Genomic DNA, 16,932 nt, shown 5'->3' with positions numbered 1-16,932 from the left:
ATAATTAATTATTGATTTTAATTTCTATGATTTTAATTGTTGATGACAACCAAAGTAACCTTTATTCATTGCAAAAGTTACTTGAATCTAAGGATTTCCTTGTGGATACTGCTGGTTCCGGTGAAGAGGCTCTTGGTAAAGCACTGAAAAACGACTATGCCTTAATTATTTTGGATGTTCAAATGCCTGATATGGACGGATTTGAAGTTGCTGAAACACTGGCAGATTATAGTAAAACTAAAGAAGTTCCCATTATATTTTTATCCGCTGTCAATACAGATAAGAAATTCATAACACGAGGTTATGCTTCAGGAGCAAAAGATTATGTGACAAAACCTGTAGATCCTGAGATCCTTTTGCTAAAGGTGAAAACTTTTTATAATCTTCAGGAGCAGAATATAGCGATGAAAAAGACGCAGCAAAATCTGGAACTCGAGGTAAAAGGAAGAAGAGAATCACAGGTAACGATGAAAATTCAGTTGGATCATTTTCATCTGATGCTGGAGTCTCTTCCGCAGATTGCTTTTACAGTGGGTGCAGAAGGAACGATAGATTTTGTAAATGGTAAATGGTATGACTACTCTGAGTCTGAACAAAACTTTCCGGAAACCCACCCGGATGATTTTAATATCCTGGAAGAGTTTGAAAGAGCAAGGAAGAGAGGTAAAGCTCTTGAACTGGAAGTAAGAATCAAGAATATACGTTCTGAAGACTATCGTTATCATTTGCTTCGCGTTACTCCTGTGTATGACGAAGGCCGTATTAAAAACTGGGTAGGAACCTTCACTGATATTGACGGGCAGAAGAAGGCTGAAAAGGAAAAAGATGAGTTTTTAAGTATTGCAAGTCATGAATTAAAAACACCTTTGACCAGTATTAAGGCATATATACAGCTTTTAGACAGAAAATTAAAATTAGATAAAGACAGTTCAGAGGCCGGATTTGTAGCCAAAGCACAAAATCAGATCGAAAAACTGAATACGCTGATCACCGATTTGCTTGATGTTTCCAAAATAGAAAACGGTAAATTAAAAATTAATAAAAAATCGGTGAATCTGGAACATGTAATCAGCAATGCGATTGATACTATTCTTCAGACCCATGATGAAAATAAAGTGAAAATTGACCGTCATGGGGTTAAACCGGATATATTAATTCCACTGGATGAAATAAGGATAGAACAGGTGCTGATCAACTTTTTGACCAATGCAATTAAATATTCTCCCCATAATAACCAGGTTATTGTCACTACTTTTGTAGATGAAGAAGCTCAGGAAGTAAGAGTCAGTGTTACAGATTTTGGAATCGGTATTCCTGATTTTAAACAGGGAGCCGTATTTAAGAAATTCTACCGCGTAGAAGAATCATCACTGCAATTTCAGGGAATGGGAATCGGGTTGTTTATCTGTTCCGAAATTATCAAACAGCATCACGGAAGTGTAGGTGTTTCAAGCGTCATCAACGAAGGTTCTACCTTTTATTTCACTTTACCACTAAATTGATTTTTATGCGAAAAAAAATTATACGAAATCTCCAGATTGGAATAGGACTTTCGCTTTTGATTTTATTAGCGAGTTCAGTAGCTTCCTATTGGAGTATTCAAAATCAGATGAGTCATCGGGAGAGTCTTTCTAAAAGCAGGCGTTCTGTAACGGCTGTTAAAGATGTCCTTGTTGCTTTACTGGATGCTGAAACAGGAAACAGAGGATATCAGCTTACCGGACGGGAAGACTTCCTTGAACCTTACAGACGAGGGGTGAGAGAATATTCAAAAGCTTTGGTACTTGCTGAATCATTGGGGGTAAAGGATAAAAATCAACAAGAAAGGCTTGCCGATTTGGAGATCGCTGTGAATCAGGTAATGGACAATCTGAAAAATCTGGTTGAAAACAGACGCAGAGGTATTGTGATGACCCAGCAGCAGATTGTTACCGGTAAAGTCTATATGGATGAGTGCCGGAAACTGGTTCGTAATTTTGTACAATATGAAGAAAGCCAGGTTGAAATCAAGAATAGGGATTTAACGCGATCTTCAGAAACAACGGTTCTTTTTATTATTTTTTCTGCGTTGGCTGCAGTGGTAGTGACTGCATTTTTTTACTTTAAAATGCGAGCAGATCTGATCAGAAGAGATGAGCTTGAGAAAATGTTGAGGGAGAAAGATCAGGAAATGACAAGACGCGTAAGTGCCATTCAAAAGATTGCCAATAGGGTATCCAACGGAGATTACAGTGAAAAAGTCATTGATAATGCAGAAGATGATCTTGGAGATCTTGTAGGATCATTAAACCACATGACCGAATCTCTTAAAACCTCTTTCGATAAAATAAATAAAAGTGACTGGCGCCAGAAAGGTCTTGCCTTGCTGAATGAATCTCTTGTCGGAAATAAATCGGTAAAAGAGGTTTCTGATAAAGCTTTAAGTCAATTGATTGAATATGGGAAATGCATCAACGGATCACTGTATCTTTACGATGAAGGACTCTTAATCCTTAATAAAGCATTTGGACTGGAAGCGAATATGAAAAAGGTATTTGAGCCGGGAGAAGGAATGGTGGGACAGGCTTTCATTAATGCTAAGACACAGGTATATAATAATCTCCATGAAGAAGATTTTGTGGTAACCTTTGCCAGCAGTACCATTAAGATCTACGGAATACTATTGATCCCTGTTTTTGCAGATGGTCATGCCATTGGTGTTCTGGAGCTAGGTTCCACATCCAATTTTGACGAAGACAGAATCAGTTATTTTGAAGAATGTTGTGTTAATATAGGAATTGCTTTAAATGCTGCTAAAGGACGAGAGAAAGAACAACAATTGCTGGAGGAAACCCAGGCCCAGTCCGAAGAATTACAAGTTCAGCACTCTGAGCTCGAAAACCTGAATACAGAACTGGAAGCACAAACTCAGAAATTACAGGCTTCAGAAGAAGAATTAAAAGTACAACAGGAAGAGCTGATGCAGGCCAATGCTGAATTGGAGGAACGTTCCAGACTGCTGGAAGAGAAAAATCATTTGATTGCTGAACGTAATAATGAAATTCAAAAGAAAGTAGAAGAGCTTGCCTTGAGTACCAAGTACAAATCAGAATTTCTGGCCAATATGTCCCATGAACTGCGTACCCCTTTGAATTCAATTCTTCTTTTATCAAGATTGATGGCAGAGAATCCGGATGAAAATCTGAATGAAGATCAGATTGAGTCTGCAAAAGTGATTCAAAGCTCAGGAACTAGTTTATTAACCCTTATTGATGAAATTCTCGATCTGGCAAAAATTGAATCCGGCAAAATGACGCTGGAATATCAGGATGTCGTGCTTGAAGAAGTTGTGAAGGATTTAAAAAGTCTTTTCAACCCTGTATTTCAGGAGAAAGCCCTTCAATTTAATATTCAGATTGATTCCAACGTTCAGAAAATCATTGAAAGTGATCGTTTGAGAATTGATCAGGTATTGAGAAACTTATTATCAAATGCTCTGAAGTTTACAACACAGGGAAGCATTGGCTTACATGTCAGCAAACATGCTGAGAAACATGATTTTATTATATTTTCCGTAAAAGATACCGGAGTTGGAATTGCAGAAGATAAACAAAGAATTATCTTTGAAGCATTCCAGCAGGCAGACGGATCTACAAAAAGAAAATTTGGAGGGACTGGTTTAGGGCTTTCCATCAGTAGGGAAATTGCAAGACTTCTCGGAGGTGAGCTTGTTTTGAAAAGCGAACTTAATAAAGGAAGTGAGTTCAGTTTTATCATTCCTGTGCATGCAGTTACCGAGATTGTTCATAACGAAACAGATCAGGATTTGGTAGAAATCATCCGGGAAGATGTAGAAGAAATTCAAAATATTCTTGAAGAGGGAGAACCGGAATCTATCCTGTTAAATACTCTGGAAATTCCTGAAAATGTAGCTGATGACAGAGACCAGATTAAAGAAGGTGATAAAGTTATTCTGATCATAGAAGATGATATTAATTTTGCAAAAGCACTCTTAAAGTTTGCTCATCTGCAAAATTATAAAGGAGTTGTGGTGGTACGAGGAGATCACGGGCTGTCTGCAGCGAAGAAGTATCGTCCACATGCTATTCTGCTTGATGTTCAGTTACCTGTAAAAGATGGATGGGAAGTCATGGATGAGTTGAAATCATACGCAGGAACCAAGCATATTCCTGTGCATATGATGTCAGTACTTCATCTTAAAAAAGAAAGTCTTATGAAAGGTGCTGTCGACTTTATCAATAAGCCGGTAGCCCTCGATAAAATGACAGACGTATTCAGAAAAATTGAAGAGGCATTGAAAAAGGGACCTGAGAAGGTTTTAATCGTTGAAGAAAATGCCAAGCATGCCAGTGCATTATCCTACTTCCTGAGTAATTTTAACATTTCTCTATGCGTAGTGCATAATGTGGAAGATAGTGTGGAAGCCTTAACTTCCGATCTTGTCGACTGTGTTATTCTGGATATTGGAAACTCAAAAGGAAATGAATATCAGGTTATTGAATCCATAAAGAGGTATGAAGGGCTGGAAAATCTTCCGATTATTATTTTTACAGAACAAAACTTATCCAGAGAAGAGGAGCTGAAGATCAAACAGTATGCTGATTCTATTGTCGTAAAAACAGCACATTCTTATCAGAGAATTTTAGATGAAGTGGGTTTATTCTTACATTTGGTGGAAGAAAAAAATAATTCCCCTGAGAATAATTCAGGTAGGGTATTGGGGTCTTTAACAGAGGTTCTGAGTGGGAAAAAAGTACTGATTACCGATGATGATGTCCGCAATATTTTTTCTTTAACCAAAGCACTGGAAAAATATAAAGTTGAGGTGATTGTAGCTATGGATGGGAAAGATGCCCTTAAGCAAATTCAGCAAAATCCTGATGTTGATGTTATTCTAATGGATATGATGATGCCGGAAATGGATGGCTATGATACCATTAAGGAGATCAGAAAAATGCCTGCCTATAAAAGGTTACCTATTATAGCTATCACTGCAAAGTCAATGATTGGAGAACGTGAAAAATGTATCACAGCAGGAGCTTCGGATTATATCTCAAAACCCGTAGATATTGATCAGTTATTATCTCTCCTTCGGGTGTGGTTATATGAAAGTTAAACAGATAGAATTCTGATGAAAAAGAAAATTTTAATCGTGGATGATGATCCACGTAATATATTTGCATTAAAACTGACCTTAAAGGCCCGCGGATACGCTATTGAAAGCTGTACCATGGCTCAGGAAGCTTTTGAGATCCTGAATTCAGATCCACAGTTTTCTGTTGTTCTGATGGACATGATGATGCCCGGGATAGATGGCTATGAAGCATGTCGGATCATAAGAAATACACCTGAAATTAAGGATATACCTATTGTTGCTGTTACTGCACAGGCCATGCCTGAAGACCGTCAGAAATGTATCGATGTGGGAGCCAATGATTATGTGTCAAAACCCATCGATGTAGACATTTTAATAAAAGCTATAGAAAAACTGACATAAATGCTGGAACCGAGTATTGTAAAAGATGAAGAAGTAGAAAATCTAATCGATGATGTCTATGAGATGTACGGCTACGACTTTTCCGGTTATAGCAGGGCTTCATTTAAACGTAGGGTAAACAGAATTTGTCTCCTGGACAGGTTTACCAGTTTTGCTGAACTTCGGTATACCATCCTGAATGATCCCGAATATTTAAAGCGTTTTGTGGAAGAAGTTACCGTAAACGTTACGGAAATGTTTCGCGATCCCTCATTCTTCAAGGCATTGCGGGAGAAAATTTTGCCACAGCTCGGAACCTATCCGTTAATCAGAATCTGGATTGCAGGATGCTCAACGGGAGAGGAGGCCTATTCTATGGCTATTCTGCTCAAAGAGGCGGGTCTTTATCATAAATCACTGATCTATGGTACTGATTTGAATCCTTCTGTCCTCGAAACTGCAAGAGCAGGCGTCTTTCCTATGCAGCAGATGAAGCTATATTCTGAAAACTATATACTTTCAGGTGGAATAAAGGATTTTTCCGATTATTACACGGCCAATTATAATAATGTGAAATTTGATAAAAGCTTGCAGGAAAAACTTATTTTATCGACCCATAATCTCGTGTCAGACAGTTCTTTTAATAGCTTTCAGCTTATTGTCTGCCGGAATGTTCTGATTTATTTTGACAGAGAATTGCAGGAAAGAGTTTTTAAACTTTTTGATAACAGCCTTGAACATCTGGGGTTTCTGGCTTTGGGCGCCAAAGAAACATTGAAGTTTTCTACCATTGATAAAAATTATCAACAGGTTGAAGAACAGAAGATCTGGAAAAAACTGGATCACCATTAATACTTTCAACCATGAATCCACAGACAAACATAGAATTGGTGATTATAGGAGGTTCAGCAGGGAGCTTACAGGTCATTATTGAGATGATTAAAAAACTGAATAATACTTTGAGTTTTCCAATGGTACTGGTTCTTCACCGTAAGGCCCAGTCCGGTAATATTCTGCAGACTTTATTGCAGCAGTTTACTAAAATACCGGTTATAGAAATTGAGGATAAAACTGACGTTCAGCATAACGCCATATATATTGTTCCGGCAGATTATCATTTGCTGTTTGAGAACAGAGAAAATATGTCACTGGATAGCTCCGAGAAAATGAATTATTCCCGGCCGTCTATCGATGTTAGCTTCAGGTCAGCGGCAGAAGTTTATGGAGAGAATATAATCGGAATTCTTTTGTCAGGAGCCAATGCTGATGGGGTAGAAGGCTTAAGTTATATTAAAAAGAATAACGGAAAAGTGTGGATTCAGGATCCGGAAACTGCAGAAGTGGATTATATGCCGAGACATGCTATAGAAGAAATTGACTATGATTTAATTATAAGACCTGCTAACTTAGCAGATTATATCAATCAATTATAAAACAACTGAAAAAAGATAATCTAAATAAAATGAGTAAAAAGAAAATTTTAATTTTTGACGATGATACTGCTATTTTAGAAGTAGTTACTATCATATTTGAGGAGAATGGCTATGATGTTAAAATCTCGGAAACCTCACATGATATCCTGGAGAAAGTAGCAGACTACCAGCCAGATGTTATTCTCATGGATAACTGGATTCCAAAAATAGGAGGGGTGGAAGCCACGAAACTTCTTAAGAGTACAGAAGAATTCAAACATATTCCGGTGATTTATGTAACGGCTAATAATGACATTGTTGCTTTGGCTGCTGAAGCTCAGGCGGATGATTATGTTTCAAAACCATTTAATCTTGATGATCTGGAGGAAATAGTGGCCAAACACATGAAAGAACAAGTATAAAAATATCAGGATATTTATCTGTACAGGTAAAAATAATAAAAAATCTCTCAAAACTATTGGGAGATTTTTTTGTGAATTATTTTATTTACCCTCTCTGAGGATTTCTAACGTTTTAATTACCTGGCTCTTACTTAGAACTCCGGTATTTATTTTTTGAATTAAGGACTGTAGTAAAAAATACAGTTCAGGATTCATAATGATGATCTCCGAAAATGTTTTGACCAGAATTAATCTTTTAGAGACAATATTTTGGGCAATAACATATTCATCACTGAGATTAATATCTATATTCAATTCTTTTTTGACGGTTAAATTGAAGTATTCGTCAATAATATTTTTGTCTCTCACCGGGTGTACCAGATCGGTTTCTATATGATCCATACCATTATTATTAGTCGTGTTTATTTTTCAACAAATTTTATACCGTATAAAAATAATTAGTTTATTAATATTCTTTTTATTTATTTTTAATGGTATATTTGTAATATATGTTTTTGTTGTTGCTTTTAAATACGGATAGATAATGATTACATTTTTAAATAATAAGTCATGGATAAAGTAAATATTTTTTGGTTTAGAAGAGATCTGAGGATAGAAGATAATATTGGACTTTACCACGCTCTTCATTCAGGATTGCAGGTGATCCCTGTTTTTATTTTCGATTCGGGGATATTGGATCAGCTTCAGGACAAAAATGACAGAAGGGTAGATTATATTCATCAGGCATTACAAAGCATTCATGAAGAATTGAAAGAGCATGATAGTCGGCTTTATGTGTATCATGGAACACCTACAGAGGTTTTTGAAAAAATTGCCGGTGATTTTACAGTGGATACCGTATTTTGTAATAGAGATTATGAACCTAATGCTATTCAACGTGATCAACAAATATCAGATCTGCTTTCTCAACATCATATCCAATTTAAAGATTTCAAGGATCAGGTGATATTTGAAAAAAATGATATTGTAAAAAGTGACGGTTCTCCATACACCATTTTTACTCCCTACTCAAAAAAATGGAAAGAGCGCTTGAAAAAGATTGAACCCGTTAGTGTCGAGTGGAAACATTTTGCAAAATCTGAGGGATCTTCAGAAATCATTTCATTACAAGCAATAGGATTTGAAAAAACAGATATTGTGTTTACAAAGCCTACGCTGGAAAAAACAATAATAGATTCCTACGGAAAATACCGAGATTTTCCTGCGATGGACCATACCACACATCTTGGAATTGCCCTTCGTTTTGGAACTATTTCAATCAGGAGTTGTGTACAATATGCAGTTGAGCATAATGAAATATGGCTTAATGAACTGATCTGGAGAGAATTTTTTATGCAGATTCTGTTTCACTTTCCAAAAGTTGTTCACCAATGTTTTAAAAAGAAATATGAAAATATTGTCTGGAGAAATAACGAAAAAGAATTTAAAGCCTGGTGTGAAGGAAAAACAGGATATCCGATAGTGGATGCAGGGATAAGACAACTCAATGAAACAGGGTTTATGCATAACAGGGTAAGAATGATCACCGCAAGTTTCCTTACCAAACATCTGCTCATCGATTGGAGGTGGGGAGAAGCTTATTTTGCCGCGAAATTGTTGGATTATGATCTCGCTGCCAATAATGGTAACTGGCAATGGGCTGCAGGATGTGGTTGTGATGCGGCACCCTATTTCAGAATTTTCAACCCCTATGAACAAGCGAAAAAATTTGATAAAGATGCAGAATATATTAAGAAATGGCTTCCTGAGCATTATAAAGAAGAGCCCATTATAGATCATGCAACAGCCAGGGAACGGGCATTGCAAACGTATAAAGAAGCATTGGCAGAATAAATATATGGACTATTAAAAATAAAAAACATTGGCTAAAAAAGGAATTTTATTGATTAATCTTGGTTCTCCAAGATCAACCGCAGTCGAAGATGTGAAAGAATATCTTGATGAATTTCTGATGGATGAAAAAGTGATTGATTATCGGTGGATTTTCAGGGCACTTCTGGTTCAGGGAATTATTTTGAAAACCAGACCCGCAAAATCAGCTGAAGCTTATAAAACAGTTTGGACAGAGGAGGGCTCGCCCTTGATTGTGATTACCAAAAAAGTTCAGCAAAAGCTTCAAAAGAGAGTAAATGTACCGGTAGAAATCGGAATGAGATATGCCGAACCAAGTATTGAAACAGGTATCAGAAATCTGATTGAAAAGGGAGTTTCTGAGATCGTTTTGTTTCCGCTCTATCCGCAATACGCGATGAGTACTACAGAAACGGTTATTGAAAAAGCGGAAGAAATAAGAAAGAAAAAATTTCCTGATATAAAAATCAATTATATTCAGCCTTTTTATCATAGGGAACTTTATACTGATTGTCTGGCAGAAAGCATCAGGGAGAAACTTCCCGAGAACTTTGATGCTTTATTGTTTTCCTATCATGGAGTCCCGGAAAGACATATTTATAAGACAGACCCTACAAAAACCTGTAATCTGAATGATTGCTGTTCCAGGGAAACCAATCCCAGCCATCCGTTCTGCTATCGTCATCAATGTTTCAATACCACTGAAACGGTAATCAAAAAACTGGAATTACCGAAAGATAAAGTTATTGTCTCCTTTCAATCGAGACTGGGAAAAGATAAATGGATAGAGCCTTATACAGATCATACGCTGGAAACCATTCCGGCAAAAGGTATAAAAAAACTGGTTATAGTATGTCCTGCCTTCGTCTCCGATTGTCTTGAAACCCTGGAAGAAATATCTGTGGAAGGGAAAGAACAATTTCTGCAAGCAGGAGGAGAAAGTTTTACTTACCTGTCGTGTTTAAATGACGAGGATCGCTGGATTGAAGTCATCAGAACTCTTTGTGAAGAAAAACTCAATCAGTTCTATTTGGTGTAAATTAACGATAAGCTTTTAAAAAGGTATATTTGTAAACTATTTAATCAAAATGAATTACACACTGATCAAGGATTTTATGGGGCTGCTTGAGGAGTTTGAAACAGAAGTTCAGGCTTATCCTGAGTCCTATCCCGCAACCCTTAAAGGCTTTAAGGCATGGATGTTTGATAAAGAACACCCTGTACAGGCCGAAAACACTGATGAACCATACTGGGAAGGAAAAGAAAATGGGAGAACACCGGAAAGTGCCATCAATACATTATTGGTTCATCTCAACCGATATGCAAAAACCTATTCCAAGTCTGCTATTTCAGATTCCGAGTTTTCGACTCAGGAAGACTTTATTTACCTGATCAACCTTAAAGCTTTCGGGCAGATGACCAAGATGGAGCTTATTAAAAAGAATATCCAAGAAAAACCTGTCGGAATGTTAATCATTGCCCGTTTGCTTCGTCATGGTTGGGTAGAACAGATTGACTCTAATATTGATAAACGAAGTAAACTCATTCATATTTCACAGGAAGGGTTGCAGGCATTGGAACGACAGATGGCGAAGATCCGACAGGCAACCAAAATTGTAGCCGGAAACCTTACCTACAACGAGAAAATGGATCTTATCCGAATTCTTAACAAACTGGATCGTTTTCATTATCCTATCTTCGCAAGAAACCTTCATTCCGAAGATCTCATTACAACAGTTTATGAAGAATATTCAATAGGAAAGAACTAATCAATAGATAAGTCTTTTTTCTGAACTTATAAACAAATAAAAATGCCAAACAGTTATTTCCGTTTGGCATTTTTATTAGAATGGAATGCTTAATCTCCCAGACAACAGGTTGTGAGAAGATACATCATCAAATTGTTTTCAGATATAATTCCTGTAATTCCTGTGCAGTAAATGCTTTTGAAGGGACATGCTGTACCAGTTCCCCCTGTTTCATAATACCAATATGAGTTGCAACACTTGCTGCATTAAAGATATCATGCGTTGCCATCAACACCGTTCGGTCTTCTTTGCCCAGCTGTCGGACAATTTCTGTAAACTCTGCTGTAGCTATTGGATCCAGCCCACTGGTGGGTTCATCCAATAAAAGTACTTTTGCATCTTTCGCAAGCGCAATAGCAATTCCAACCTTTTGGCGCATTCCCTTAGAATATCCTCCCAATGCTTTATGATGGGCTGTTTCCTGAAGACCGGTCCGCAGTAATAATGCTGATAGTTCTTCTTTTTGGTAATTAAATCCGGCAATTTTAGAAAAGAAGTCCAGATTTTCTATTCCGGTAAGATGAGGATATAAAAGTACGGTTTCAGGAATATAAGCAAGGTGTTGTTTTATCTTTTGAGGATGGTCATTTACCGAGATATCATGAATGAAAGCATCACCGGAAGTAGCTTTAATAAGCCCCAGAATAATATTGATGGTTGTGCTTTTACCCGCTCCGTTTTGTCCGAGAAGGGCAAATATTTCCCCTTTCTTTACTTCCAGATTAAGAGAATGAAGTGCTGTAAAGTCGTTGTATTTCTTATGTAGGTTGATTGTTTTTAACATAGTCTTCTGTATTTGTTTTGTGAAAGGATAATAAATAAGGAAATGAAAATCAGATAAGGAAGAAAAAGCGATAGCAGCTGTAAGTTTTCAGAAACGCTGAATACTTTTATAGTTTGCCCTGGCCAGTCTACAGATTCAGTGTTCTTTCCTGAGAAAATAAGCGGGTAGAAGAATAAACGTTTTTCTTCATGAAATGTAGTGAGCGAGGAGGCATATTGTAAATGATTTTCCATATCAGTTTTTGCCAGATGGCTTTCGATGAGCTGGGTATGAAGATTCGGAAGGAGATATCCCAGATAGCTGGCCGCCTGGTTTCTTTTTAGCATTTTTTCGGTATACTGTTTTGAAGAGGCTGAAGATTCCAGATCACCCATATGCTGCATGGCGTAATACCAGGTCCACGTGAACTTGTCGTTTTCTTCAACGACGAAATTTCTGTATTGAGGATATACTCTGTAAAACTTTTCCATAGTAGGGCGTTTCGCCTCATCCCATTTATTATGATAGCCGTCTCTTTGTTCCATGACAGCTTTCAGTGATTCATGTACAGGATAGATTTTCTGAATCAGAATATTACTGCTCATTGGAATAATAAAATTAATGCTCACCCATACAATAAGCAGTATTAACGCATTCTGTGCAGATGATTTTCTAAAGGAAATGATCCACCTGCACAGAGCAAACCAAAATAGGATATAAAGCCATCCGCTGATGATAAAAGCAATATAGTATTTGTTTAAAGGTATTTGTATCCAAATGGAAGCAATGATCAGTAAAACTCCATATACTAAGGTTATTGCAAAGAGCCGTATCATCATTTTATGATCCATCAGTCTTTTTAAATTGCCACTTTGCACAGCAAGAAGCTTCCAGGTTCCTCTTTCTTCTTCCTCAGAAATCAGATTATAACAAAACGTAACAATAACCAATGGAAAAAGGAAAACCACAACGAAACTAAAATCGAAGTTTCCTGCCGCAGCATTGGCGGGATTATAAAAGTCTGAATTGTAGCGTTGTTCTTCCAGATTACGGATGGTGACTCCTTGAATAGAAGGGTTTAAATCTCGCAGTCCAATATTTAAGGCAGCCAGTCTGGGTGTTTCATTGACTAAATTAAATTTAATATAGTACAAAACAAGCCCGAGGTCATCCTTATGAAACCGGGTATTTCTTTCAATGCTTTCCTTTTGAAATGTTCCGCTTTTTGAAATAATATCTTCATTTCGTTCCAGAAATTTTTTTCCTGTGAAAATAGCCATAAGACCTGCGATGAACAAGAATAGCAAAGCAACGATGTATGCTTTATTGCGATAAAATTGGGTATATAAATAATGATTCATTTAGATTAATTTTAATTTTCTTCCATTTATTTCGATCATAATGATGCATATAGCCAACCAGACAAGCAATGCAATGCCTGGTATGGATTGTTCTTTTATACCATCAGATAAAGGAGTATACTGATAATTAAAATCCGGAAATTTCTTCCAGTTATCATGATCGATGATCGCAGGAGGTCCTCCTTTTTCAGGTTTTATATTGCTGATATGCTCAATCTGCAAATTATTTAAATGCTGAGCCATTTGATATCGGTACTTTTCAGCCTGTTTTTGAAATTGTGTAAATGAAAAAAAATCAGTTCCTGTTGATATCATCGAGAAATTTTTAATAGCAAGAGCCGGGTTGATGAACCCTGATAGGTCTGTCAGATTTTGCTGCTGCTGATAAATATTTTGCAGATTTTTCTGATGTCGGATATAGATAGATGAACTCATTTTTTCCCCCTCTTTCATTACAAATCCTCCATAGTTAAAGGGAAGTTCGTCGGTAGAGTTCACTTTATAACGAGACAGTAAAGAATCTTTAATTTTTTTAAAGTGCGGATCATCCGGATTATGGCTGTCTCCTGATTTTAAAATATCTTTTTCGAGATTGGTTTCAAAGGCAATACGGGATGGAGAAGGGTATAGGTTTTGCGCTGCAAATTGAATTCCTTTAGGCAAAATAATAATGAAAAGAAGCCAGAATCCAATAAGGCTGATCAATGCTGATGAAGTCGTTTTACTGTTTGCAGATACTACAACCGTCAAGGTACTGATGAAGAAATAATAAATCATGTAAGCCGGGAGTAAAAATGATAATCTTAGGGAAATATCAGTCAGGCTTGTGGTTTCTGACATGGAAGCTGCCACGAATACAACGGGAACTACCGGAATTAAAAAACACAAAGAAAAGAACCATAGCCCCAGAATTTTTCCCCAGATAAGTTCTCTTCCCGAGGCTCCTTGTACACTCATGATTTTTAATGTTGCATGCTCACGCTCCTGTACAATTAATCCAAATCCTGAAAAAAGAATAATAAGGGGAATAATACTCTGAAGGATAAAAGCACTGCTGAAAGATCCGAATCTGACCAAAGTGCCTGAGCCTCCCGCTTCTGAAAGATTAGCCGTATTCTGTTTATGAGCTTCCAGAAATATAACGTTTCCGAGATAATCATCCAGCCCGTTATCAAAAATACTCAGTGGATGACCGATACGGAAAACCAAATAACCATAATGAGCCATGCGGTGCGGATGCTTGTCAGGTCTGTGTTCCCAGTTTTCCCGGACCTCTTCCCGGTATTGCTTTATTGTTGAGAAATTATCCGTATATTTTGTATACCCTATGCCAACGCTAAGCATACAGAATAGAAGTACAATGATCATAATAAGCAGATTTTGCCTCCTTTTAAACAAATCCTGCCAGGTTTTTTTCACGATCAGGTTTACATTTGAAATAGCCATAATTTAAAATTTATAAGTAGCAGTTAGTAAGTAATTTCTTGGGGTACCCGGAAATAATCTAAGATAGTTCTGTGCACCGATCCAGTATACTTTGTTGGTGATATTATTCAGATTCAGAGACAACTGTATATTAGATTTTGGCGGGCTGTAATAGATTGCTGCGTCTATTGTGGTATAAGCGGGAAGCTCAAAACTTCTTGTAAACCAGGGGACTTTTGAGCTCTGATACAGCATTCCTGCACCCATTCCAAAATCTTTGAGTGCATTGATTGCCGAAAAGTTATAACGTGTCCATAGACTAACTGAATTTTTAGAAGTATTTTCTTTTCTTTTACCTACAAGGTCAGGGGTCGTGTCATCCAGTATTTTAGCATCAATATAACTGTATCCCCCGTAAATGTGCCATTGAGGAAGAATATGCCCTGTAAACTCGGCCTCAAACCCTCTACTACGGTCGGCTCCCCGTTGGATGAGCTCATCTGGCTCCGACGGATTATTAGCATTAATCAGAATATTTCTCTGGTTAATTTCATACACTGCAATATTCAGTGATATTTTTCCAAAGAGCTGAGCCTTGATTCCCAGTTCTTTAAGGTTAGAAGTTAAAGGTTTAAATCTCGCTGCAGACTGAGAACCGGTAAGAGCCGACGTATTAGGCATTAGTGTGACTGTATTGGATTGCGGCTGGTATCCCGTAAGGTAGGTTCCATACAGATTAATGTGATCTGTAATACTGTAGGTAATCCCCAACCTGTAGAGCAGTTTATGGTTGCGAAAAGAAGACTCATTGGAATCTCTGAAGTTAGTGGTGTCCTCAAACCATTCCTGACGTATACCTGATAAGAGCTTAAATTTTTTCCAGGTCAGGAGATGCTGTATATAAGCAGCATGAGTAGTAGTTAGGGCTGAAGGGAGTTGGGTTGTAATATTCATTGTATTAAAATCATTTCCCTGATGATTTTCTGCTCCCTGACTCAGATCAAACGGATTGACATTAGGTTTAGGTAAAAGGATTCCGTAGTAATTGATGGTTTGATAATCAGCCGCATTGGAAGGATTGTAAGAAGAAACGACAGAACCGTTTTTTAGAAGAAAACCTCTTGCTGCGTTTTGTTGACCATCTTTACGTTTTTCCCATATCTGACTGTCATATCCTATTAATGCCTGATGCTGAAATGAGCCGGTTTTAAAATTGAAATTAAAATAGGCATTGATATTGTCTACTGCCCATTTTTGCTTTCTTTGAACAAACTGCATCATGGCAAGGTTTGAAATAGGTTGATTATTCATATCCGGAACAAAAGAATTGGTTGTTCTGTGTTCCTGCAGGTTTTCCCGCCAGTACTGTTTCATGTAAGAAGCGTTAAAACTGATGGATCGGTTAAAATGGTGAGACAGACTTCCCATGATAATGAGGTCTCTGGTTTTAAAAAAGTCATCCGGAGCACCCAGATTCAATGTTCTTGGAGTACTGTTAAGATCTGTCTTCCCGGCAATAGCTCCGAAGATAGGCTGACCCCGATCCAGATTTCCATACAGATCATTAAAAATCATCTCTACATTGACAGATGTTTTTTCATTTGGAATAAAGGTAAGGGAAGGAGAAAGTAAAATACCACTGTTCTTAACATGATCCCTGAAAGACTGAGCATTTTGATAAGCTCCATTAAAACGATAGAGAAGAGTTTTGCTCTTGTTAAGAGGTCCTGTAAGATCTGTTGTGACACGGAAGGTATCGAAACTACCTCCTGATAGACTGACTTCGTGCCTGGAAGTTGATAACGGCTTTTTGGTCACCATATTAATTGTTCCTCCGGGATCAACACTGGACATGGTAATGCTTGCCGGGCCTTTGAAAACCTCCACACGTTCAATATTGGAGGTCATGGGCTGTAAAAAATAATACTGCCTTGTCCGCATCCCATTGATAATCTGGCCTTCTTCATTTTGACTGATTCCCCGGATGTTGTATTGATTATAGTAACTTGAGGGGGATACACCATTTACATTTTTCATGACATCTCCAAGCTGAAAAGCCTGACGATCAGTAATCAATTCCTTGGTAACGGTATTAAGACTTAAAGGAAGATCCTTATTTTTCATGGCAACCTTAGTGGCGGCAAATGAATAATCAGAAGTATAATCTTTAGACTTCCTTCCGGTAATTTCGACGGTTTGTACCATTTTCGATAAAGTATCCTGAGGTTTGGACTGCGCATGAAGTAGTGGTGATGCTACGATGAAACTTAAACTAAAAAAGCTTACAGAATTTTGGGAAATAAAATGAATTATTCCCTGATAATAAAAATTATTGGTAATCATGAATAGGCTTAAACGGGCATTGAATACGCCCCATTAATAATAAGGATATAGGCTGTTGATACAACCATACA

At 37.3% G+C, this 16,932-nt stretch carries 14 protein-coding genes; 9 read left to right on the top strand and 5 right to left on the bottom strand.

Features of this window, described 5'->3' with window-relative positions; all coding sequences use genetic code 11:
- The first annotated feature begins 26 nt into the window (after positions 1–26).
- Genes C1631_RS04805 through C1631_RS04780 form a run of 6 tightly spaced genes read left to right on the top strand, consistent with a single transcriptional unit; the run spans position 27 to position 7,310 of the window.
- Complete coding sequence (locus C1631_RS04805; protein WP_109710819.1) at positions 27–1,502, top strand: hybrid sensor histidine kinase/response regulator; 1,476 nt, start codon at positions 27–29, stop codon at positions 1,500–1,502.
- Between the two features lie 5 nt (positions 1,503–1,507).
- On the top strand, positions 1,508–5,116 hold the full coding sequence (locus C1631_RS04800; protein ID WP_109710817.1) for a response regulator: 3,609 nt from the start codon (positions 1,508–1,510) through the stop codon (positions 5,114–5,116).
- A 15-nt stretch (positions 5,117–5,131) separates the two neighbouring features.
- Positions 5,132–5,497, top strand: coding sequence for a response regulator (locus C1631_RS04795; RefSeq protein WP_185144645.1), 366 nt, complete (start codon positions 5,132–5,134; stop codon positions 5,495–5,497).
- Entirely contained in the window at positions 5,498–6,328 is an 831-nt protein-coding gene (locus tag C1631_RS04790) for a CheR family methyltransferase (RefSeq protein WP_103248998.1), read from the top strand.
- 11 nt (positions 6,329–6,339) lie between these two features.
- A complete protein-coding gene (locus tag C1631_RS04785) occupies positions 6,340–6,909 on the top strand; it encodes a chemotaxis protein CheB (RefSeq protein WP_103248999.1) in 570 nt (189 codons plus the stop codon).
- 29 nt (positions 6,910–6,938) lie between these two features.
- A complete protein-coding gene (locus C1631_RS04780) occupies positions 6,939–7,310 on the top strand; it encodes a response regulator (RefSeq protein WP_109710815.1) in 372 nt (123 codons plus the stop codon).
- An 81-nt stretch (positions 7,311–7,391) separates the two neighbouring features.
- On the opposite strand, the gene C1631_RS04775 is transcribed toward C1631_RS04780, so the two are convergent.
- Complete coding sequence (locus tag C1631_RS04775) at positions 7,392–7,691, bottom strand: hypothetical protein (RefSeq protein WP_109710813.1); 300 nt, start codon at positions 7,689–7,691, stop codon at positions 7,392–7,394.
- Between the two features lie 168 nt (positions 7,692–7,859).
- On the opposite strand from C1631_RS04775, the gene C1631_RS04770 reads away from it, so the two are divergent.
- The 3 genes from C1631_RS04770 to C1631_RS04760 are packed head-to-tail and all read left to right on the top strand — an operon-like array spanning position 7,860 to position 10,930.
- Positions 7,860–9,143: a cryptochrome/photolyase family protein gene (locus tag C1631_RS04770; RefSeq protein ID WP_109710810.1), complete on the top strand. Its 1,284-nt coding sequence runs from the start codon at positions 7,860–7,862 to the stop codon at positions 9,141–9,143.
- Positions 9,144–9,171: 28 nt separating this feature from the next.
- Positions 9,172–10,200 (top strand): ferrochelatase, encoded by a 1,029-nt coding sequence (gene hemH, locus C1631_RS04765; RefSeq protein ID WP_109710808.1) that lies wholly within the window; start codon positions 9,172–9,174, stop codon positions 10,198–10,200.
- Between the two features lie 49 nt (positions 10,201–10,249).
- Positions 10,250–10,930 (top strand): MarR family winged helix-turn-helix transcriptional regulator, encoded by a 681-nt coding sequence (locus C1631_RS04760; protein WP_103248657.1) that lies wholly within the window; start codon positions 10,250–10,252, stop codon positions 10,928–10,930.
- 127 nt (positions 10,931–11,057) lie between these two features.
- Here C1631_RS04760 and C1631_RS04755 read toward each other — a convergent pair whose 3' ends face one another.
- From C1631_RS04755 to C1631_RS04740, 4 genes are read right to left on the bottom strand one after another with little or no spacing between them, the layout of a single operon-like run.
- Positions 11,058–11,753: an ABC transporter ATP-binding protein gene (locus tag C1631_RS04755; RefSeq protein ID WP_103248656.1), complete on the bottom strand. Its 696-nt coding sequence runs from the start codon at positions 11,751–11,753 to the stop codon at positions 11,058–11,060.
- A complete protein-coding gene (locus tag C1631_RS04750) occupies positions 11,747–13,093 on the bottom strand; it encodes a DUF3526 domain-containing protein (protein WP_109710806.1) in 1,347 nt (448 codons plus the stop codon). The genes C1631_RS04755 and C1631_RS04750 overlap by 7 nt, the downstream gene beginning before the upstream one ends.
- Positions 13,094–14,539, bottom strand: coding sequence for an ABC transporter permease (locus C1631_RS04745; protein WP_109710804.1), 1,446 nt, complete (start codon positions 14,537–14,539; stop codon positions 13,094–13,096).
- A 3-nt stretch (positions 14,540–14,542) separates the two neighbouring features.
- A complete protein-coding gene (locus C1631_RS04740) occupies positions 14,543–16,861 on the bottom strand; it encodes a TonB-dependent siderophore receptor (protein ID WP_109710802.1) in 2,319 nt (772 codons plus the stop codon).
- Positions 16,862–16,932 lie beyond the last annotated feature (71 nt).

The sequence above is a fragment of the Chryseobacterium phosphatilyticum genome (assembly GCF_002899825.2).
GTDB lineage: Bacteria > Bacteroidota > Bacteroidia > Flavobacteriales > Weeksellaceae > Chryseobacterium > Chryseobacterium phosphatilyticum.
Note: the sequence above shows the minus strand (reverse complement) of the source record. Positions and strands in the feature narration are given on the sequence as shown.